The 20,845-nt window shown below is 63.5% G+C and carries 16 protein-coding genes; 2 read left to right on the top strand and 14 right to left on the bottom strand.

Annotated features, from left to right (window positions below; translation table 11 throughout):
• Position 1: 1 nt before the first annotated feature.
• Genes ACIQLF_RS17825 through ACIQLF_RS17815 form a run of 3 tightly spaced genes read right to left on the bottom strand, consistent with a single transcriptional unit; the run spans position 2 to position 4,331 of the window.
• Positions 2 to 1,588: an ABC transporter substrate-binding protein gene (locus tag ACIQLF_RS17825; RefSeq protein WP_400301352.1), complete on the bottom strand. Its 1,587-nt coding sequence runs from the start codon at positions 1,586 to 1,588 to the stop codon at positions 2 to 4.
• A gap of 60 nt (positions 1,589 to 1,648) precedes the next feature.
• Complete coding sequence (locus tag ACIQLF_RS17820; protein ID WP_400301350.1) at positions 1,649 to 3,256, bottom strand: hydantoinase/oxoprolinase N-terminal domain-containing protein; 1,608 nt, start codon at positions 3,254 to 3,256, stop codon at positions 1,649 to 1,651.
• The gene (locus ACIQLF_RS17815) at positions 3,249 to 4,331 is read right to left on the bottom strand and encodes a DUF917 domain-containing protein (protein WP_400301348.1); all 1,083 of its coding nucleotides are present in this window, start codon (positions 4,329 to 4,331) and stop codon (positions 3,249 to 3,251) included. The genes ACIQLF_RS17820 and ACIQLF_RS17815 overlap by 8 nt, the downstream gene beginning before the upstream one ends.
• Positions 4,332 to 4,422: 91 nt before the next feature.
• On the opposite strand from ACIQLF_RS17815, the gene ACIQLF_RS17810 reads away from it, so the two are divergent.
• Both ACIQLF_RS17810 and ACIQLF_RS17805 read left to right on the top strand, forming a co-directional pair.
• Positions 4,423 to 5,886: a PucR family transcriptional regulator gene (locus ACIQLF_RS17810; RefSeq protein WP_400301345.1), complete on the top strand. Its 1,464-nt coding sequence runs from the start codon at positions 4,423 to 4,425 to the stop codon at positions 5,884 to 5,886.
• Between the two features lie 429 nt (positions 5,887 to 6,315).
• Positions 6,316 to 7,878: a leucyl aminopeptidase gene (locus ACIQLF_RS17805; RefSeq protein ID WP_400301342.1), complete on the top strand. Its 1,563-nt coding sequence runs from the start codon at positions 6,316 to 6,318 to the stop codon at positions 7,876 to 7,878.
• Between the two features lie 335 nt (positions 7,879 to 8,213).
• Here ACIQLF_RS17805 and ACIQLF_RS17800 read toward each other — a convergent pair whose 3' ends face one another.
• The 11 genes from ACIQLF_RS17800 to ACIQLF_RS17750 all read right to left on the bottom strand — a co-directional run bounded on the left by ACIQLF_RS17800 (position 8,214) and on the right by ACIQLF_RS17750 (position 20,712).
• Positions 8,214 to 8,984, bottom strand: a complete 771-nt coding sequence (locus ACIQLF_RS17800) for an enoyl-CoA hydratase/isomerase family protein (protein WP_400301339.1) — start codon at positions 8,982 to 8,984, stop codon at positions 8,214 to 8,216.
• A gap of 118 nt (positions 8,985 to 9,102) precedes the next feature.
• The gene (locus ACIQLF_RS17795; RefSeq protein ID WP_400301336.1) at positions 9,103 to 10,287 is read right to left on the bottom strand and encodes a thiolase family protein; all 1,185 of its coding nucleotides are present in this window, start codon (positions 10,285 to 10,287) and stop codon (positions 9,103 to 9,105) included.
• Positions 10,288 to 10,324: 37 nt separating this feature from the next.
• Positions 10,325 to 11,254, bottom strand: coding sequence for a cytochrome b/b6 domain-containing protein (locus ACIQLF_RS17790; protein WP_400301334.1), 930 nt, complete (start codon positions 11,252 to 11,254; stop codon positions 10,325 to 10,327).
• Positions 11,251 to 12,222 carry an electron transfer flavoprotein subunit alpha/FixB family protein gene (locus tag ACIQLF_RS17785; protein WP_400301331.1) on the bottom strand — a complete coding sequence of 324 codons (972 nt, stop codon included), beginning with the start codon at positions 12,220 to 12,222 and terminating at the stop codon, positions 11,251 to 11,253. The genes ACIQLF_RS17790 and ACIQLF_RS17785 overlap by 4 nt, the downstream gene beginning before the upstream one ends.
• A 17-nt stretch (positions 12,223 to 12,239) precedes the next feature.
• Positions 12,240 to 13,007 carry an electron transfer flavoprotein subunit beta/FixA family protein gene (locus tag ACIQLF_RS17780; RefSeq protein WP_400301328.1) on the bottom strand — a complete coding sequence of 256 codons (768 nt, stop codon included), beginning with the start codon at positions 13,005 to 13,007 and terminating at the stop codon, positions 12,240 to 12,242.
• Positions 13,008 to 13,067: 60 nt separating this feature from the next.
• Positions 13,068 to 14,225 (bottom strand): acyl-CoA dehydrogenase family protein, encoded by a 1,158-nt coding sequence (locus tag ACIQLF_RS17775; RefSeq protein ID WP_400301325.1) that lies wholly within the window; start codon positions 14,223 to 14,225, stop codon positions 13,068 to 13,070.
• A 106-nt stretch (positions 14,226 to 14,331) separates the two neighbouring features.
• The gene (locus ACIQLF_RS17770) at positions 14,332 to 15,942 is read right to left on the bottom strand and encodes a thiamine pyrophosphate-binding protein (protein ID WP_400301322.1); all 1,611 of its coding nucleotides are present in this window, start codon (positions 15,940 to 15,942) and stop codon (positions 14,332 to 14,334) included.
• Complete coding sequence (locus ACIQLF_RS17765) at positions 15,939 to 16,745, bottom strand: SDR family oxidoreductase (protein ID WP_400301319.1); 807 nt, start codon at positions 16,743 to 16,745, stop codon at positions 15,939 to 15,941. Before ACIQLF_RS17765 ends, ACIQLF_RS17770 begins: the two co-directional genes overlap by 4 nt.
• Positions 16,746 to 16,756: 11 nt before the next feature.
• Positions 16,757 to 18,796 carry an acetate--CoA ligase family protein gene (locus ACIQLF_RS17760; RefSeq protein WP_400301317.1) on the bottom strand — a complete coding sequence of 680 codons (2,040 nt, stop codon included), beginning with the start codon at positions 18,794 to 18,796 and terminating at the stop codon, positions 16,757 to 16,759.
• 2 nt (positions 18,797 to 18,798) lie between these two features.
• The gene (locus tag ACIQLF_RS17755) at positions 18,799 to 20,010 is read right to left on the bottom strand and encodes a Glu/Leu/Phe/Val dehydrogenase dimerization domain-containing protein (protein ID WP_400301314.1); all 1,212 of its coding nucleotides are present in this window, start codon (positions 20,008 to 20,010) and stop codon (positions 18,799 to 18,801) included.
• Between the two features lie 72 nt (positions 20,011 to 20,082).
• Positions 20,083 to 20,712, bottom strand: coding sequence for a TetR/AcrR family transcriptional regulator (locus tag ACIQLF_RS17750; protein WP_400301312.1), 630 nt, complete (start codon positions 20,710 to 20,712; stop codon positions 20,083 to 20,085).
• Positions 20,713 to 20,845 lie beyond the last annotated feature (133 nt).

The following is a 20,845-nucleotide window of genomic DNA, read 5'->3' as shown; positions in this document are numbered from 1 at the left end:
GTCAGTCCACGACTCGGGTGTTGTAGACATGGACCACCTGTGAGTAGGCGGGGTTGTCAACGAATCCATCAACCCTGTCAGAGAGCACTCGTTGTCCCGTCTCCACGTACGGGAACGCCGCAAGTGCCTTGTCGTTCAGGATAGTCTTCTGCAGCGCGGCATATGCTTCCTGGGCCTTGGCCGGATCGGTCGCGGCCAGCCGCGGCATCACTTCGATGGCCGCGTCAAGGTCGGGGTCCTCCTCATAGCTCATGTTGAAAGACAAGTCTTTCTGGCTGTGGAACAGGTCAAAGAACCACGAATACGCATCCGGGTAGTACGGGTACCAGTTCATGACGAAGATGTTTTGCCGGGCTTCGGCGTCGCGGCTCTTGCCGAGCTCCCACTGGGCATTCCAATCCATGGGGGTCGCCTTGATCGTTCCGCCCAGTGTCTGCATTGCCGAGACGAGCAACGTGGCGAGCTTAGCTTGGTCGTCGTTGCCCTGCGCATAGGTCATGGTGAGCTTCAGCGGTTTGCCCCCCGGACCATATCCGGCTTCCTTCAGGAGGGCCGCGGCTTCGTCGAGGTTCGTCCTACCTTCAAGCCCTTGGGCGTAGCCCAGCAGTCCTTCAGGCACCATGCCGGAGGCCGCTACCCCGGCGCCGCTGAGCGTGGAGACCAGTCCGTTGTAGTCGATTGCCAGCTGGAGCGCCTTGCGGACCTTCACGTCCGAGGTGGGACCGGCCGCGGTGTTGAAGAATACGCCGAGGTTTTGGAACGTCGGTTGATCGGAAGTCTGCACGCTCGAGGTCTTCTTGGCCTGCTGGAAGAGTTGGGGGGTGAGCCCGTGCACGTAGTCGACTTCTCCGTTCTGCAGCAATTGCCAGGCGGTGTTGGCGTCGGGTGTCACCCGAAACTCGATGTTCTTGAAGTGTTTCCCTTCCCATCCTGACCAATATCCGTCAAACGCTGCGAGTTTCAGCTCAATCTCCGCGCCTTTCTCCCAGGACGTGATCATGTATGGACCGGTGCCAGCGTCCTTGCCCGAGTTGAACCAAGTCGTAAGGTTCTCGGGGCCAGCCGCCTGCGCGTCGTAGATGTAACTCGAGTATCCAGCCGATGCGATAAGCGGGATGGCCGCAGGATATGACAGTGAAAATGTCACGGTCTGGGGGTCGGTGGCTGCGATCTCCTTGACCGCGTCCCAGATAAAGGAACCTCCGGTCTTGGCCAATCGGTTGCGGTCCAGGGATTCCTTGACCGCTGTGGCGTCCACGGCGCGTCCGGTATGGAACTTGACTCCCTCCCGAAGCGTGAAAATCCACGTTAGACCGTCTTTGGACGACTTCCACCCGGTAGCAAGCAATGGCTCCGCTTCTTTGGTGTCCGGGTTGTATCGGGTCAATGACTCATAAACGTTCTGCATGGCGATGATCTCGTTGGAGCTGGAGATCCCCGGGTCGAGCTCGGTCACTACCGCCAATGTCGGCGCGATGACAAAGGTGTCATTGACCGGGGCCGCCTGCTTGACGGCGCCTCCTCCACATGCGGTGAGGGCCAATGACATGGCAACGGCAACTCCGATCGCCTTGATGGCACGTTTCACTATGATCTCCTTGCTTGTTCTCTGGGCTGGGGATGTGCTGCGACCGGCAGGCGGGCGGGCTTAGACCGAGCTATGTTCGGCCCGCTGGCCTACGCTGTGCGCGACTCCGAGCTTGCGCAGCGGACCGGCCGCCTTGACGCGCACCCGCACTGCGGGTGAGGTGAGATAGGCCAGCGGAATTTCGATGTGTTCGACGATTTCGACCCGTTCCGGGTCGGCTCCGGCGGATATCGCGCGTTGGATCGCTTCGTCGTAGGAGGCCTGCAGGGATTCCTTGAAATCGCCGCCCTGCGCGTGGATTCCGTCGCTGCGACCGCTCACCCAGGCAATGGCTGCTCCGACGGCGTTCGCCACGTCTCCGTTGGCCGGGCGGAGGACCGAGGTCACTCCGGCGAGCTTCTCCGGCACCAGGTAGGCGCCTCCGCCAACGGCGACGAGCGGCAGGGTCGTGCGTCCAAGTGAGACCCTGTCGACGGCGTCCACGAACATCTCCTCGATGCACCCGATCGCGGCTTGGAGGAGTTCCCGGTGTGAGTTCCCGATCGGGTGGGTGCCAAAGCTCGCAAGGCCGGCGGCGTTTCCGGCATCCGACAGCGTCGGGGTGGAGCCCCCGAAGACCAGCGCTTCGGTGGAGACGCGGTAGCCGACCGACTGCGGGCCGATGACTGGTTCCTCGGGGGTTCCGGCGACTATCGTCCCACCGCCCAGCGCGATGGCCAGAATGTCCGGCATACGGAAGTTGGTGTGGACGCCGCCGATTTCGACGGCTGCGGCGGATTCCCGTGGAAAGCCGCCCACGAGCACGCCAAGGTCACTCGAGGTGCCGCCAACGTCTACGACGATGGCGTCGGGTTCCCCGCTGAGGTAGGCCGCCCCACGCAACGAGTTCGCCGGCCCGGAGCCGATGGTGAGAATGGGAAACTGCTCGGCGAATTCCGTCGCCATCAGAGTTCCGTCATTCTGTGCGAAGTAGGTTTCGACGTCCAGCCGCGCCTCCAAAAGCACGTCGTCCAGGGCCCGCACGACCTGCCCGGCCACCCCGAAGAGCGCCGCGTTCAGGATGGTGGCGCTTTCACGCTCAACGATGCCAAGGCTGCCGATGTCGTGGCTCATCGAAATCGGGAAGTCGCGCCCGAGGATCCCGCGCACGATCTCCGCAGCACGCAGTTCGTCTTCATTGGAGGCGGGGCTGAACACCGCGGTGATGGCGATCGCATCGGCGGTGTCGCGCACCGATTCCACGAACTCGGCGATTCCTGCTTCGTCGAGTTCGGAGATCCGACGGCCATCGATGTAGTGCCCGCCGCGCAGAATCGTCCAGCCGACGCTGACAGTGTCGCGGAGGGCGATCGGCCAGGACTCCATCGGGCTGAGCGACATCGTCGCGGGAGCGCCCAACCGGATCACTCCGACCTTACCCAGCGCACGGCGCTCGAGGATGGCATTGGTGGCGTGGGTGGTTCCCAGCATGACCCGGCCGATGCGCTCGGCATCGTCACCGAGTTCGCCAATGAGCGTGGTCAACGCAGCTTGCATGCCGGCGGTGACATCCCTGGACGTCGCCTGCTTGGTGCGGGCGACGATGCGGTCCTGCTCATCCATGACAACGGCATCTGTGTTCGTTCCGCCGACATCGATTCCGATGCGCAGGTCTTTGGGTTTAGACACGGTTAAGCTCCTCAATGGGTGTGTAGTCAAGGTCGTATCCGAACGCGCGCGGCCCTGCCGTCTGGATTCCGCGTTCGGTGCGCCACAGGGGATCCGAGGGCCACCCGAGCACGGACAGACGCATCCCGTGCATAAGCTCTTCGGTCGCGATGGCATGGCCGGTCTGGCTGTCGACAAGCGTGATCAGGTCCGGAACCATGGCCAGCACCCGGTTTCCTTCGGTGGCAACGAGGTTTTCGTTTTGGATCTCGACCCGGACCGCGCGCCCTTTGTCTGCACCGAGGCCGGCAATGATGAAACTGCCCCGAACGAAACCGCCGCCGGTGCGGCGGTCCAGCTCCGTCACCTTGCCGGAAATGAGATGGAAGGCGTCGAACCCGGACTGGATTGCCCGCACAGGGTCGGCTGCGAGTCGTGCGGCGCGGCCGGTGGCGACGGCGCTGGATATCGAGTTGAGGACGACCTTTCCGGTCATCTCTGCGGCGGTCATGGTGTAGTCAGCCATCAGGGCGCTTCCGCCGCAGGCCACCGAGAATGCACGGGCCAGTGGTTCTGACCATTTGCCGTTCGTCGGACGGAACGTGGCGACGTTCCCTTGGAAATCTGCCATGATCAACGGTGTGGCCTCCGCGCCCATGACCTGGAACGAGACCATCTGGACCTCCGGAAAGGCGCGGCCCATTCCGTCTGCGTCAACGATGGGCAGGCCTAGTCTCGAGGCCCACATGACTGCCTCGACGCCGTTTCCGCCGCCGATTTCGGAGGCGATGACCGCGACGGCTTCGGAACCGAATTCCTTCTCGACCGCGGCCCGGATCAGGGCCGCTTCGCTGCCATTGCTGAGCATTTCGTAGGACACCGTCGGTGCGCCTACCCCTGACAGTGGCATGATGAGCCCTTCGGGCGGAAGATCAGCGAGCTGGACGACCGGCACCGGACCGTGCTCACGGATGGAATGGGCCAGTTGGAGAGCAGACCCGCCGACCGAGCCTCCGCCGCCGGTGCCAAGGAGTGCGCAACCGAAGGCGAGGTCGACGACGTCTGATTCATTTATGGACTGAAGTCGAGTTTGCATTCCCCAATAGTATGCAATGGGTCACACGGATATTTGTGCCCTTGGCACGATATTCGTGATCGATTTTGTGTTCATGCGCTAAATTTGGCAAATGCCTACAGTTCAGGACCTCGCCGGACTCACCGCGCATCATGCCGTCACCCTCCTAGCACCGGATGCGCTCTCAGACGTGCCGCGGGACGAAATCAAACGCATCGTCATTCTCCAAGACCTCGAGATGTTGCAGCGGGTACCGGAGAAATCCCTAGTGATCGTTCCCTCCGGGTTGTTCACCCGGCAGGACTCCTCGGGCCTGGACGTGCTCATCAAGCGCGTCTCCGAGCGGGGCGTCCTCGCGGTTCTGCTTCAGGGTCTGGTACAGGCCCAGCCGCGTCTCCAACGGGTGACACTCCGTTACGACGTTGCGGTGCTGGGCTGTCCGGCATCCGTGGACCTCGGGGATCTGGTCACCACGCTCAACTTGAGCGTGTCGGGAGGGCCTGCGAACACTCTTTCCCGCGTGTCGCTTGCCCTCAACCGGGTGAGCGCCTGGATGGATCAAGGTGACGGCGACCCGACCGGCCTTGCCGCCGAGGTGGGATCGCTGATTGGCGAGTCACTCGCCTATGGCCCGTCCCCAACCCAAGGCACCGCGGTGCTCGTTAATGGCTTCGCTATTGGCTATGTCGGAACCGGCAGCGATGCCGTGCAAACCGTCGAGACCCAGATCGTGCTGCCGGCCCTCGTCAACGCCATCAGCACACAGCATCTGCTCAAGAACCAGCTCGAGTATGCCCTCCAGGAAGAACGCTCCCGTGCGCTGACTGCGCTGATCGTCACCGATTCGGCGTCAATCGACCACTACGCCGCGATGGCACGGCAGTTGTCGATCGACGTCGATGGATTCCACATAGCCCTCGCCATCCATTCCGAGGTGGAAGATCCGGTCATCAGGGACCTCGACTTCCGCCACGCGCAATCCGCACTTGAAAACGCATTCGCCAGCATGCGCGTTGAGGTGCATTCCACGCGGATCGAAACGGGCTTCGGAATGATCATTACCAGCCGTGACCACAAACGGCTGACCTCAAGCGAAGTGAACTTCGGCGTTCAACAAGCGATTCAGTCGCTCGCGACACCCACGCTGTTCTGGGGCCTCGGCACCGAACACGTCGGTCCCGCTGGCATCCGCACCTCGATGTTCGAGGCCCGAAGCGCCTCGAATTCCGCAGCCATCGAACGCAACACCCGGTCGGCCGTATCCTTCGATGCTTCGGGGGTCCAACGCCTGATCTCCGAGGTCCGGGCCAGCGTCACCGCGAGCCGGATTGCCAGCGAAATCCTCAAACCCCTGGACGGAATGAGCAACCGCGCCGCGTCGATCGAGACCCTGAATGCGTGGCTTGAGGAGCGAGGTTCACTGAAGGCAGCCGCCGCGCGCCTACATCTCCACCCGAATGCCGTTGCCTACCGCATCAACAAGACGGCCGAGTCCCTCGGCATGAACCTCGCTGATCCGGATACCCGGTTTGCGCTCCAGCTTGCCTGCCGCGTCGCACTCGCCAATCAGGAGTAACTCCAACCCAAGCGACCAAAAAATGCTTGTCAAAAGACCGAGTTTCACTTATTGTTTTCGTTACGGTGCCGGCGTCCGACCAAAAGGGTCTGCTGAAAGCATCAACTTCTTCCCGCCGGTACAGAGCAAGATGCCGGTTGCACCGTACATTTCCCGTCTCAAGTGGCAGGGCTACCTGTGCGCGTCATGTTCCCGGCACCGAACCCGGGGCGGTGCCGTCATCCAGGCGTCTAAACAGTGCATGCCAGCGGTTCACTTCGCGGCACCGCAACTTCGGCAACCACCAGCAGTGGCATTCGAGGCATTCACTCGCAATGTTCCTGGCGCGCCGCTTAACCGGTGAAACCACTTTCAAGAAAGCTCCACCCACACCTCAACGTTCCGTTTCGCTTCCTGAAGCAAGAGTGAAAGAAAAGAGCACGCCTCCACATGGCCGAATCCATTGACACCGTCCTCACAGTCATCGCCAACGGCCAAAAAGAACCACCCAGCGATGCGCTCGTTATCGGTGTCGCCCAGAGCACCGACGGGCCTGTGCTGCTGGCCAACCCGCTGGACGCCGAATATGCCACGGTCTTGGGCGATTCGTTGGAAGCACTCGGAGCCACGGGAACGGTTGACCAGGTTCACCGGCTTCCGGGCCTTCCCGAAACCGGCCACAATCTCTTGGTTCTTGCGGGAGTCGGGAAAGTTGCCGCGGGCGCCTCGGTGACCCAAGAAGGCCTGCGTCGGGCATCTGGTTCGGCCATCCGCCAGCTCGCCGGGCTTGAGTCGGTCACGCTGGCCCTTCCAACGGCATCCCCCGCCGACGTCGCGGCAGTCGCCGAAGGCGCCGCCCTGGGCGCATACTCGTACACCGGGTACCGCACCGACAACAAGGGCTTCAAGGCCCCGGTGGCCAACGTCCGGATCCACGCCGGCATCGACCCCGGCGAAGCCCGGCTCCTCCTGGAACGAGCCGGGGTGGTCGGCAAGGCAGTAAACGACACCCGCACGTTGGTCAACCGGCCGCCTAGTTGCTTGTACCCGGAATCCTTCGTCGAGGCAGCCAAGGAACTCGCCGCAGGACTTCCGGTCACGATCACGGTGTGGGACGCAAAGCGCCTTGAGGAGGATGGCTTCGGCGGCATCCTAGGCGTAGGCCGGGGATCCGGCCACCAACCGCGATTGGTCAAGGTGGAATACTCGCCGGCGACGGCAAGGAAGTCGGTCGCCCTTGTGGGCAAGGGCATTACATTTGATTCCGGTGGTATGTGTATCAAGCCCGCACTCGGCATGACCGAGATGAAAAGCGATATGGCGGGTGCCGCCGTCGTGTTGAATACCGTGCTGGCCGCCGCGGCTCTGGGCCTGCCCGTCAAGACGACTGCGTGGCTCTGTATCGCGGAAAACATGCCTTCCGGCAGCGCCCAGCGGCCTGGTGATGTCTTGACAATCCACGGCGGCAAGACGGTGGAGGTCATCGACACCGATGCAGAGGGGCGCTTGGTCCTGGCCGATGGGATAGCAGCCGCGAGTGTTGAAAAGCCGGACGCGATCATCGACGTCGCCACCCTGACCGGGGCCCAGATGATCGCGTTGGGTACCCGCACGGCTGCCGTCATGGGTTCGGATATTCTCACAGCTGCCTTGAAGTCCGCCGCCGACAGCGCGGGCGAACCGATTTGGCCGATGCCCCTGCCGGAGGAACTCCGCGCGACCCTCGATTCCCATGTGGCCGACATTGCGAGCTGCGCCGGAAACCACGGAGACATGCTTACCGCAGCGGTGTTCCTGCAGGAATTCGTGGGCAAGAACGCGGAAGGCGAACAAATTCCCTGGGCGCACCTGGATATCGCGGGCCCGGCGTTCAACAGCGGCACCGCCTACGGCTACACCCCGGTGCAGGGCACCGGGTCCACGGTCCGCACCCTCGTGGTGTATTTGGAGAGCCTGGTGATGGACTCCGCCAAGAGCTCTCCCGCAGCGCCGGAAGAGAAAACAAACCGCTAAGAGAATGCCGAGTTCCCCCTCGGAGCCCAGGCATTTCTTCGTTCAGAGGCTCCGGGCCCCGCGGCGAGTCCGCCCGGGGATGCGGTCAGTCCCCGGCGTTGGCCGTACCTGTATGGCCGCTTCGCTGTTCTATGCTTTGTGTTCCCTTGGGCCCGCTTGCCCAGCCGCTGGCCGCCCCTCGCCGGTGAACATTTCGCTGTTACCTAGCGGGCACGATCGGTGGCCCCTCAAGCCGGGGATTCGATGAAATCGGGGCGCGCTTGTGGCCCCACGAGGGGCGCTCTACACCGTGGGTTCGGGGGTTAATCGTCCGCTGGGGTTCTGCATTCCGCGGCCTATCTGGTGCTGCGGGACAGGAACTTCCCGATGCGCTGCAGGGTATCGGGAAGGGAAATCATGGCTGAAATGGTTTCAGCTTCATCATCGAGGTGTTTGGCGTAGCCCTCGGCGATCCCTGCCGACAAGAGTTTCTTGGTGGGCCCGAGCATTTGGCTGGGGCCTGCTCCTAGGGACTCACCGAGTTCACGGGCGCGCGCGACGAGGTCTGCTTGTGCAACGACTTCGGTGACAAGCCCCCAGGAAAGCCCTTCTTCCGCATTGACCGAACGGCCCAGCAGGGCCATGTGGGCGGCCCGTCTCGGGCCAACCACCTGCGGGAGCAGGTACGAGACGCCGCAATCCGGGGTCAGGCCTATCGTTCCGTACGCACTGAGGAAACCGGCCTTCTCCGTGGCCAACACGACATCGGCGTTGAGTACCAGCCCCAACCCCGCTCCGGCCGCATAACCATCGACGGCCGCAATGGTTATCAGCCGGGACCGTGCCAGTCGCAGCAGGCCGACGTGCATGGTCTCAGCCAGTTCCTTCAGGAACACCGCAGGATCACTGGACGCGTCCATCATTGCGACGTCGCCTCCGGCACAGAAGAATCTTCCGCTGCCTTGCAGGATGACCACGTGGATCGCGGGATTCTGCTCGGCCTGTTCAATCGCCGCGCAGAATTCCTGCCCCATGGCGATACTGATGGCATTGGCTTCGGCGGGCCGGTTCAACGTCAGCCACATCAACGGGCCTTCGAACTGGACCAAAATGTTCTCGAATGACATATCTATCCTCTCAATCAGGGTCGCGACGCATATTTTGGGTACCGCACACCGGCCCGGACGTCCCTGCCGATTGCCGCGGCACTACCGCCGAGTCGGCTGCCGCCGGGTTGCCGGTCGGTCAGGAAACCCGGCGGAACAAGGCCGCCAGGGCTTGGCCTCCGCCGATGCACATCGTGACAATTCCGAATTCCAGGTCTCGGCGCACCAAGTCCTTTGCGACCCGCAGGCTCAGCATGGCGCCCGTGGCCCCCACGGGATGGCCCAACGCAATGGCACCTCCATAGGGGTTGGTCTTCTCCGGATCCAGCTTCGCGTCGCGCATGACGGCAACGGCCTGGGCGGCAAAGGCCTCGTTGAGCTCCACGATGTCGATGTCCGCCGGAGTCATCCCCGTTTGGTCGAAAAGCTTGTGCAGGGCCAACGTCGGGGCATAGCCCATGAGGGCTGGATCCAAAGCAGCAGTGGTCACGGCCTCCAGAGTCGCAAGCCCCTTCAGTCCGCGGTCGGCAGCCGCTCCGGCCCGCGCAAGCACCACGGCGGCTCCGCCGTCGTTGATCCCCGAGGCATTGCCTGCAGTGACCGTTCCTTCCCGTTCAAACACCGGCCGCAGGCCGGCCAGCATCTGCGCGGTGGTGTCCGGCCTTGGATGTTCATCAACGGAAACGGTGTGTGGCTTGCGTCCACCAACGTCGACGGGCGTGATCTCTTCGGCAAACACCGCGCGCGCGGCGTCCGTCGAGGCCCGGCGTTGGGATTCCAACGCGAACTCGTCCTGCTCTTCGCGTGATATCCCGTACGTCCGGGCCACGTTTTCGGCCGTGACTCCCATGTGGATGTTGTTGAACGGATCCGTCAGCATGGCCACGGTTCCGTCCACCAAGATTCGGTCACCGATGCGGTAGCCCACTCTGGCACCAAAATCGTAGAACGGCATGTGGGTCATCGACTCGTTGCCGCCGGCGACGGTGAAATCCAAGCCGGCCCAGCGCATCTGCATCGCGGCCGACCACACCGCCTGCAACCCACTGCCGCACAACCTGTTGACCGTGTAGGCAGGAATGGACGTTGGCAACCCCGCGGCCAGAGCCACCCTTCGGGCGTTGTAGGCATCGGGTCCGACCTGTCCGATGCACCCCATGACAACTTCTTCGACGTCGCTGCCGCCAATCCCGGCACGTTGGATCGCGGCCCTGACGGCCGTTGCACCGAGCTCATGCGCCTCGACGTCCTTCAGGGAGCCGCCGAAACTGCCAATGGGCGTTCTCGCACCCTCGAGGACCACAATCTTGTCTGTGTCTTTCATGTTTTCCGCCTTCTCGAAGAAATTCGCTGCTCGCCGTTCAGCGGCTGACCTTGCCGGTCAGGGACGCAAGGGGGCGAAGGAACAGGGGGCGGGCCATGAGGCAGCCGGCCACCATGACGACTAGCGATACCGCAAACAACGCCACTCCCGCCCAACCGCCGTCGTCCCGTCCCGCATACATGTGGTTGAGATTCCTCAGGGCTCCGGTGGCAAGCACCAAGAACACGTGCACCACGACAAAGGCCACGAAGTAGAACATGACCGGCAGGTGGATGGTGCGGGCAGCCTCGATCGGGAATACCTTGTTCAGCCGCCGTGTGTTCTTCGGCCACGCCGGTGACATTCGGAGTCCGGACACGAGCGCCAGCGGCGCCGCAACAAACACCGTCAGGAAGTATGCCAGCACCTGCAGGGCGTTGTAGTTCACCCATCCGCTTTCCAACGGCCAGTCCAGCGAGGCGTATTGCAGCAGCGCCGACACGGCGTTGGGGAATATATCCCAGCTCGTGGGCACGATCCGCATCCATTGGCTAGTGGCCAGCAGCAGCACCATGAATGCCAGCCCGTTCAATACCCAAAGGGCGTCCAAAGTCAGGTGGAACCACAAATCGAGGCTGATCTTCTTGGGTGCTCCCTTGGTACGGAACAGTCCCTTGTTGTTCCGGGTCCAGTACGCGGCCGGCCGGGTGGTGGTGCGCACCAGCCACCCGGTGCGCACCATCAACTGCAGGAAAAAGCCGTTGAGGAAGTGCTGCCATCCCAGCCACGCCGGCAGCCCCACCGGCGCACCTTCAGGCAGTGTCGAATGCCCCGTGTACTCCCCCAGGAAATCCTGGACCCCCTCCAGTCCACGCAACCACTTGGCGGCCAGGACCAGCAGGACCAGAAGCACGACGGCGGCGCCCGCCGTGAACGCCGTCCGCGCTTTCTTGCCGCTTCCGGCGGGACGGGCCTTGATCATCGTCATGAGTCGGAATGTGCGTCGAGCGCACGGATCAGCTGCGGCACCACGGTGAAAACGTCCCCCACGACGCCGAAGTCGGCCACATCGAAGATGGGTGCATCGGCATCGGAGTTGATCGCCACGATGGTCTTGGCCGTCTGCATGCCGGCCCGGTGCTGGATGGCCCCGGAGATGCCAAGCGCAATGTAGAGCTGCGGGGACACGCTTACCCCTGTCTGGCCCACCTGCGCACCTTGTTCCACATATCCGGCGTCCACGGCGGCCCGCGATGCGCCAACGGCCGCACCCAACGCATCCGCTAGGTCTTCAACGAGCCTGAAGTTCTCCAATGAACCAATCCCCCGCCCGCCGGCCACCACGCGTGCGGCACCGCGCAACTCCGGGCGATTGCCGCTGGAAGTTTCAGTCTTGGTGGAAAGAATGGTTGCCGCGCCGTTTCCGGGCACAACGTGCACTGTGGTCGACGTCGGTGTGGCGGCGGGGGCGATGTCCTTGACGGCGCCCTGGCGGACGGTGATGACCGCCGGGCCTCCGCTGACGGTGGCTTCGACGGTATAGTCACCGCCCAGGACGGAATGGGTTGCCACGATGGCGTCCCCGTCCGAGCGTACGGCAACGACGTCTGCAAGGATTCCGGCCCCGGCACGAACGGCGAATCTGGCTGCCGCGTCGCGACCGGCCACGGAGTTCGCGGCAATGACGGCCACCGGATCGACTTCGCGGGCCCCAGCCGAAAGCGCTTCAAGTTCCGGGGCCACCAGCAGGCTACCGGTTCCCTCGCACTCGGCAAGGACCACGTGGGTGGCTCCGAGGGCGCCGAGCTGTGCCACGAGCCCGGCGCCCTCGCCCGGAGCCACAGCCACCACGGCGACGGGGTTGCCGATCTTGGCCGCTGCACCCAAGAGGCCTGCGGCCGTGTTTTCGAGCTCGGCCGAGCCGTTGGTTTCAATGAGTGTCAAGACATTTTTCATGATGTTCCCTCGTCCTACTAGATCAAGCGGTCGGAGCGCAGGAACTCCGCCAACTCATTGCCGGCATTTCCTTCATCAACAATCCGTCGCCCGGCCGCGCGGGCAGGACTGCGCAGCGTGGATACGATGATTGTCTGTTCCTGGGTGCCAGGCAGTCTCCCCAGCTCGGAAACCGACATCACCGTCAGCGGTTTGCGTTTGGCTGTCATGATCCCCTTGAAGCTGGGGAACCGGGCCTCCGCAGACCGTTCGGTGACGGAGATGACTGCCGGAAGCGGTGCGCTGGCCTGCAACGAGCCCGATGCGGTGCTGCGGTGCCCCGACACTTCCGACTCGGTCAGCTCCACCGTGTCGATGGCGCTGAGCACCGGCACCGCCAGGTGCTCGGCGACCATGGCCGGGACAACGCCGCCGCGCCCGTCCGTGGATTCGTTGCCGGCCACCACCAGGTCGGCCGCTACCGAGCGCACGGCTCCGGCCAGGACCGCCGCTGTGCGCCCCGCATCGGCTCCGGCCAAGCTGTCGTCGAGCACGTGAAGGGCAGCATCGGCGCCCATCGACAAGGCCTTTCGAAGTCCCTTCGTGAGCGTGTCGGGTCCCATGGAAACGACCACCACCTCGGTGCCCTTGTTGGCATCCTTGTAGCGCAATGCCACTTCCAAGGCACGTTCATTGATCTCATCCAGCACGTTTTCGCCGCCACGATCCACCAACCCCGTTGCGGGGTCAAGGTTGCGCTGCTCGCCCGTGTCCGGAACCTGCTTCACCAACACTGCAATCTTCACGTTTCTCTTCCTTGTCTTTCAATGACCGGGTTTCGCCTCCGAAACCTTGAACGATTGGTCCTAAAGGTTGCGGGAAATCACCAGCCGCATGATGTCCGAGGTGCCTTCCTCGATTTCCTCTAGCTTGACGTCTCGCATCCACTGCTCCACCGGGTATTCGCGGGAATAGCCCCAGCCGCCCAGGGTCTGCACGGCGGCCCACGTGCAGAACATGGCCGTCTCTGACGCCTGCAATTTCGCCATGGCGGCCAAGCCGTTCACGTCTTCTCCCGCATCGAGTTGGCGGGCGGCATGCAGGGTCATCAGCCAGGCGGACTCGATGCGGGTGGCCATGTCGGCCAGACGGAATGCCACGGCTTGGTGTTCGATGATCGGCTTGCCGAACTGGGTCCGTGTGCGGGCATAGTCCAGGGCGTATTCGTAAGCGGCCCGGGCGGCACCAGTCGCGGCCGCGGCAAGCACGACGCGGGAAACATCGAAGGTCTTCATGAGGCCGTAGAAGCCCTGTCCCTCGTCCCCCAGACGGTCTTCCTCGGGAACGAACACGTTGTCAAAGAAAATTTCGCGACAAACGATCGCCCGTTGCCCCATCTTCTTCATCGGCTCACCGAAGCTCATTCCCGGGGTGTCCTTCTTCAACAGGAAAGCGGTGACGCCCTTGGAACGCTCGGACGGATCGGTCTTGGCAAAAACCACGTACTGGTCCGCCAACCCGGCGTTGGAGATCCAGGTCTTCTGCCCGTTGATCGAGTAGCCGCCCGCGACCTTGTCGGCGCGGGTCGCAATGGAGGCGGAGTCGGAGCCGGAGCCCGGCTCCGTCGTGGCCAATGCGGTGAACGGCGCGTCGGGGCCGGCCAGCGTGGACAGCCACTTCTTTTTTTGGAGATCAGAGCCCAGGGCCAAGACCGGATCTGCAAAGAATCCGTTCGAGCAGATGAAGTTTCCAATTCCGGGATCGCCCCAACAAAGCTGTTCCTGGACCAAACACTGGGTAAAGACATCGGTGAATCCGCCGCCTCCGTATTCCTCCGGCATCATGAAGTCGGTGATGCCGATCTCCGCGGCCTTGCGGAAGATATCCACGGGCGGAACAGTGTCCGCTTCATCGACTTCGCGCCCTCGAGGCCGAATCTCGTTCGTGGCGAAATCCTTGCACAGGTCCACAATTGCTCGCTGTTCGTCGGTCAGCGGCCAGTATTCGACGTTGTTCTTTGCCATGGTGTTTCTCCTCTTGTGCTTGGATCGGTTGTTGCTGAATTTTCCGGTCACGATGCCGGGTGGGGCGCCTTGCCCGGACAATCAGGGGTTTGGCGTCGGGGCCGGCTCAGTTCATTCCGTCTGCGGCGCGGCTGGTTTCACGGATGTGCAAGAGCGTGGGCCTGTCTGAGTCGAGCGCGCCCTTGATGCCGGCGGCCAGTTCACCGGCGTCGGCAACGACAACGCCATGGCATCCCATCGCCCGTGCCAAGGCGGGGAAATCCGGACGCCCCAGGGCCACCGCGTGCACGGGTTCGCCGCGGTCGGCCATCTCGTTGTGGATTTCGCCGTAGCCCCCGTTGTCCACGACAACAATTGGTAGGGCGAGTCCCAGCTCGGCCGCGGTGGCAAGTTCGGCAATGGTGAACATGATGCCGCCGTCCCCGTGCAGCACCAGCACCGGTGCGCCGGGATTGGCGATTTTCGCACCGATCCCCGCGGGCAGGCCGTAGCCCAGCGTGCCCGCGCCCGTGGGGTACAGGAAAGCGTTGGGACGGTACAACGGCAGGTTGGACAGGGCCCCGTAGTAGCAGGCCATGGCGCTGTCTCCCGCCACGATGGCATCGCGAGGAAGGGCCGACTCGATCGCCGCGACGATCTCCAGCCACGGCCCGCCCTCCGCATGGGCATCGTTCAGGAACCCGTCGCGCAGCGCCGCGGTTCGCTGGGCGGCGGATGTGCCGCCGCCGTCCTTGGTCGTGAGATGCACCAGCAACGACTCCAGCACGGCTGCGCTGTCACCGACCAGTGCGTGGCCGGGGACGACGTTGGTGTTGATGGAGGTCGCGTCGATGTCGACGCGGACCAGCTTGCCGTCCAGCGGCGGCAGCCCGATCCACCAATCTGAAGGCGCGAGTTCGGTGCCGATCGCCAGGACGACGTCCGCGTCGTTCACGGCGGCGACCACGCTGGGATGCTGGAACCCGGCGCCGACGGCCAGTTCGTGGTCCTCGGCCAGGATGCCCTTGCCGTTGGTCGACGCGATGACCGGAGCCCCCAGCGCCTCGGCCACGGCCTTGACTTGGGCAGCGGCACGTGCGGCCCCGCCGCCCACCAGGATCAGCGGGCGCCGGCCTGCGGACAGTGCCGTGGCGGCGGCCTCCACCGCAAGGGCGGGGGGAACGGCCACCCCCAAAGAAACCGGCGGCACGATGGCAGCCTCGGCAACCCCGTCGAGCAGGTCAAGCGGGATTTCCAGATGCACCGGGCGCGGACGGCCGGTGCCCATGAAGGCAAATGCCTGGGCGACTGCCAGCGGGATTTCCGCGACGCTGGCGACCCGGTGGCTGTAGGCCACAACCGCGTCCAGGGCCGCGCCCTGATTCTTGACTTCGTGCAGCAGTCCGTTGCCGCGCCCAGGGTGGCTCAACGGCATCCCCGGGGAGATAAACAACACCGGCACGGAATCCGAGTAGGCCTGTGCGGCGGCCGCCGCGGCGTTGAGGATTGCCGGACCGGTGGTGGTCAGGACCACCCCGGGGCGCCCAGAGGAACGGGCGTAGCCGTCGGCCGCGTAGCCTGCACCCTGTTCGTGGCGCGGGGAGACATGGGTGATGCCGTAGTCCGGCATGGCCGCGTAGGCTGCGAGGTTGTGGGTGCCAGGGATTCCGAAGATCGTGTCGACACCGTGGGCGGCGAGGGCGGCGATCAGCGCCTGCCCCCCGGTCATCGGGCTCATGCGCTGGCCCCCGCGGCGGTGTAGATGGACTTGCCCAGCCACTGTCCGCCGTCGACCACCATGATCTCACCCGTGATGTAGTCGGCACGTGGACTCAACAGGTAAGAGGCCGACTCGGCGATCTCCCCGGGGGTGGCGAAACGCCCGGCGGGGACACCGCCCAGGACCCTGGCTCGTGCGGCTTCAGTGCCCCACAAGGCGGCACCCGCGCCTTCCGTCTCTGTCGGTCCGGGAGCTATGCAGTTCACGCGCACGCCGCGGGTGGCCCATTCAACGGCCAGGGTGCGGGTCATCGCGACGATGCCGCCCTTGGCCGCCGCGCTGTGTACCGTGCCGGGGTGGCCGTGCCAGGCGTAGGTGGCGATGACGTTCAGGATGCTGCCCGAGCCCGCCGCAAGCATGTGCTGGGCGGCGGCGTGCGTGGCGTAGAAGGTGCCGTTGAGGACGATGTCGATAACGGCCTTCCATCCATTCGGGCTCAGATCCTCGCCTGCGGCGACGAAGTTGCCTGCCGCGTTGTTCACCAATGCGTCGAGGCGTCCCTCGCTGGCAGCCACGGCATCGATCGCTTCGGCCAATCCCTGGGCGTCGCGGACATCGCAGGACACGTGGTCGGCTTGCCCGCCTGCCTCGGTAATGAGCCGGACGGTTTCCCGGAGCGGTTCCTCGCGGCGTCCCAACACGACGACCTTGCCTCCGGCCGCGGCGTAGCGCTGGGCAACGGCACGTCCAATGCCCGAGCCCCCGCCGGTCACCACCGCCACCTTGTCGCGGAATTCGGTGCTGATGTCCGGGACAATCATGATGTTCTCCTTCATATTTTTACCGTGGCCTTGGACAGCACCAGCGCGTCGACTGCGAGTGCACCCTCGGGGGCCACCCGGATGGGGTTGACTTCAAAATCCGTGATGTTTTCCGAGGCTGCAACGGCCTCGGAAACGGCAACGACGATGCGCGCCAGGGCTGCGATGTCCGTGGCGGGTCGTCCGCGCCACCCTTGCAGCAGCGGCAGGCACTTGAGCCTGCCGATCATTTCCAATGCAGTGGACTCATCAACCGGGGCAAGCTCCACGCTGATGTCTTTGTGGAGTTCGGTTTCGGTGCCGCCTGCCCCGACGGTGACCACAGGCCCGAAGTCCCTGTCCTGCCGGGCACCCACGAGCACCTCGACGGTATTCTCGCGCATGTCCTGTTCTTCCACGACGTACTGCCCGTCGCCGTGGAGTCGGTACATGTCATCGAAGGCCGCAAGCAACTGTTCGGCCGAGCCCAGACCCAGCTTCACGCCACCGTTCTCGCTCTTGTGCTCCAGCCAGTCGACCTTTAACACCAAGGGGTACCTCAACAACTGTCCCGCCCGTGCGACGTCCTCCCGGTTCTGCGCAAGCATGCCTACAGGTGCGCCAATTCCCAGTTCCTTCAGCAGCCCGCGCGCCGACCAGTATCCCGGGGCTGGTTCCTTTACGGTTCGGCCGCGGGCGTTGGGCACTCGTCCCGGCGCCTCGGCAAGTCGGGCTGCAGAGGCCAATGTTTGCAGGGCAAATTCGATGACCGGGTAGCACGGGATGCCCCGCTCCCACAATCGCCTGACGACGCTGGAGCTTTCGCTCATGCTGTGCACAACCAGGGAAAAGTCGCGCCCCTCGGCCAGCGCCGCAAGTCGGTCCGAGACCTCCAGCTCGAGTTCCTCGAGCGCGGCGGTGTCTTCGCCATAGCGACCGAAGTACCCGGAGAGCACCACCGAATCCACTTCGCCCGAATCCTTGAGCACCCCGACTAGATCTGCATAGACGTGCAGGTTTGCTTCGCCCGCACCCGCCAGATCGACGGGGTTGGACACGGCCGCGCCGGCCGGAAGGATTGCCGCCAACCTTCGCTGGAGAGCGTCGGAAAAGACCTGGCAGTGGAGCCCTGCCCGCGCCGCGACATCTGCGGCGATGCCTCCTTGTCCGCCGCTGTCGCTGATCAGTGCGGTGCGGCGACCACTCGGCCTGTCCGCGACGCACAAATACCGGGCTAGGTTGATGAGCTCGCCTGGGGAGTTGACACGAATGGCACCCGCGGCACGGCAGGCCGCATCGACGGTGTCAAGGGCGGAAGTCAGCGAACCCGTGTGTGACCGAGCCAGTCGTTGGCTGCCGTCGGAAGCGCCGGTGGTGAGCACCAGCGTGGTCTTCCCTGCCCGGGTAAGGTCGCGGATCGTTTCGACAAGTTTGGCGCCGCCGCTGAAGCTTTCCAGGTACAGGGCAACGATCTTGGTTTCCTCGTGGTCCGTCAGGTCGCCCAGGATCTCGACGGCGTTGACATCCAGCTGGTTGCCCACTGAAACGAAGCGTGAGACTCCCAATCCGGCCCGAGCGCCCAGGATCGCCAGTTCGGATCCCAGCTGGCCGCTCTGGGAGACAATGGCCAGGTGGCCGGGGGTGAAGCGCCCCCATGCCAGTTGCAATTTCGAGGCGGCGTCGAACAAGCCCAGGCTGTTGGGCCCGATGATCCTGGCGCCGGCCTCGATGATCCTTTTCTTCAAGGCTTCTTCCCCGGGAACGCCGGAAGTGATGCCCAGAAATGCCTTGGATCCCGCAGCCAAGGAGTCCTCGACAACCTCGGCAATAAACCGTGCCGGGACGCTCAACACCACGAGTTCGGGAATGGTCGGGAGGAACGAAACCTTTGGGTATGTCTTCTGGCCCTGGACGGAGTCGACATTCGCGTTGACCAAGTACACCGCACGCTCCGGGAGTCCGGTCAGTGCCCCGCGAGCCAGCCAGTAGCCCCACTTTGCGTGGTCATCGGAGGCTCCGACGACCACTACGGAGCGCGGGTTCCGGAACGGAGCAAGGGAGGTATCCGGCATGATCATGACACCCCGAACTGCGCATCGATGGTGCGTAGCTTGTCCTGTGTGAAGGCCCGAGCGGCGTCTCGGAGGGTGACGCCGTCGGCAGCCGCACGGCCAAACATGTCGGTGACGATTCGGCTCATTTCGCTGCGGATCTTGTTTTCGGACTGCCCGAGGTCGGCCTCGATGTCGCCAAAGAGCGTCCACCACCACCACGCATTGGTGGCGGAGTTGGATACAAAGTCAGGGACCACCTGGATGCCGCGGGCCGTCAGCAAGTCCTCGGCCTCCCGGAGCACAGGCATGTTGGCGGCCTCGACAATCACGGATGCCGCGACCTCATGCTGGTTGTCCGAGGTGATGCAGTACGAGATTGCCGCCGGCACCAGGACGTCGGTTTCGACGGCGAGCCACCGTCCACGCGGCAACACCGCATCCTGCGGGCGCAGACTCGCCCGGTCGATCTCGCCGTAGGAGTTGCGCGATTTCAAAAGCGCTTCTACGTCCAGCCCGTTCGGGTTGGCCATGACGCCGTTGGCGTCGGCAATTCCCACTACAAGCATTCCGGCCCGGTTCAGGTACCGTGCTGTGGCACCGCCCATAGAGCCAAAGCCCTGGATGACCACTCGGGACCCGACACGAGGCCTGCCGAGTTGATCCAGCGCCGTGAGCACTGACTCGGCAACGCCCAACCCTCCCACCAGTTCTCCGAGACCCACTCCGTCATCATCGATGCTGAAGGCCTGCCGCAGTCGTGCGATGGCCTCGTCAGGGTCTGAAAGCAGGGGGTAGACAGCTTGGATGGAGCTCTCCAGCCCCAGTTCCTGAATCACTTCGTCGATGAGCTTCTGTTGGAGACCCAGGTCTTCACCCATGGTCCAGTGCATCCTAAGGAGCGCGCCAATGCCTTTGAGGTATCGCTTGAGCACCCCTCGCATTTGCGGATCGTGCGGGTCGCAGTCGATGCCGCCCTTGGCACCGCCGAGGGGGATATAGCGGTTGTTCGGGTTGAAATGCAGGCTTTCTTTCAGCGTCATGCCCTGGGCCAGCTCGCGCACTTCTTCCAAGGTGCAACCCTTACGCATGCGTAGCCCACCGCTGCAAACGCCCCGAACCAGGCGGTCAATCACCAGAAATCCCTTGGTGCCTGTGACCGGGTCGGTCCATGACACCTCCAGCAGGGATGACGTTTTGAGGGCCTGCTTTTTCTTCTCAACCACGACCGACACGGGGCGTCTCCTAGTCCATGCATTTGATTCTTACTGAATGGTGATTCAGTCTGCATGGCGCCCACGGCCCTGTCAAGAGATTGAGTCGACACCCTCCGTAAGTGACGGAATCAAGACACTCCCGCCGAGCTCCAGATTAACCTGACGAGCCAGCCATGCATGCAGTTCACTGCGGCCGATGCGGTCCTGATGCACCAGCATTCGCACGGCCAAACCGTCCAGCATTGATGTCAGTCTCGTGGCGGCATCCCGGGAATTTTCGGTCACGAAAATGCCATCGGCCACACCTTCGTCAATTGCACTCGCGATTGCTTCCGTCCACTGGTCCTGCAGGTTCACCAGGACATTGGCCACCACCTTGTCACGCATGGAGGCAGACCACGCATCCACCCATAATTGCCAGCCTCTTGCCTTGCCAGTAGGTGCATACCACTCCAATGCGGCCATGACCCTGCTGGCCGGCGTTCCGGCCTCACGCATGATCCGGCCCAGCTTACGCAAGTCGCTTTCGGCCGCGTACGTCAAAGCTTCGGCCAAGAGTTTTTCCTTGGTTTCAAAGTGGTAAATGATCAATGCCGCGCTGACACCAGTGGCTTCCGCCACGTCGGCGACCCGCAGGGCAGCCATTCCCCTTTCGCGAATCTGACGGACAGTTTCTCCCAGCACCTCAACGCGGCGCGCCTGTGCATTTTTTCTGGTCATACCGGCACTCTATCTCCAATTGAAGGCTGCGAATGCGGCAGAAAGCATTGCGCCACTTCGTTGACATTGAGCACGACGCGCGTCAGAATTTCTATATTAGCTGAATGGTGATTCAGTTTGATGCACATCGTAA

It is taken from the genome of Paeniglutamicibacter sp. NPDC091659, assembly GCF_044756805.1.
Taxonomy (GTDB): Bacteria; Actinomycetota; Actinomycetes; order Actinomycetales; family Micrococcaceae; genus Paeniglutamicibacter.
The sequence above is the reverse complement of the archived record's forward strand: the minus strand, read 5'-3'. Positions and strand labels throughout refer to the sequence as shown.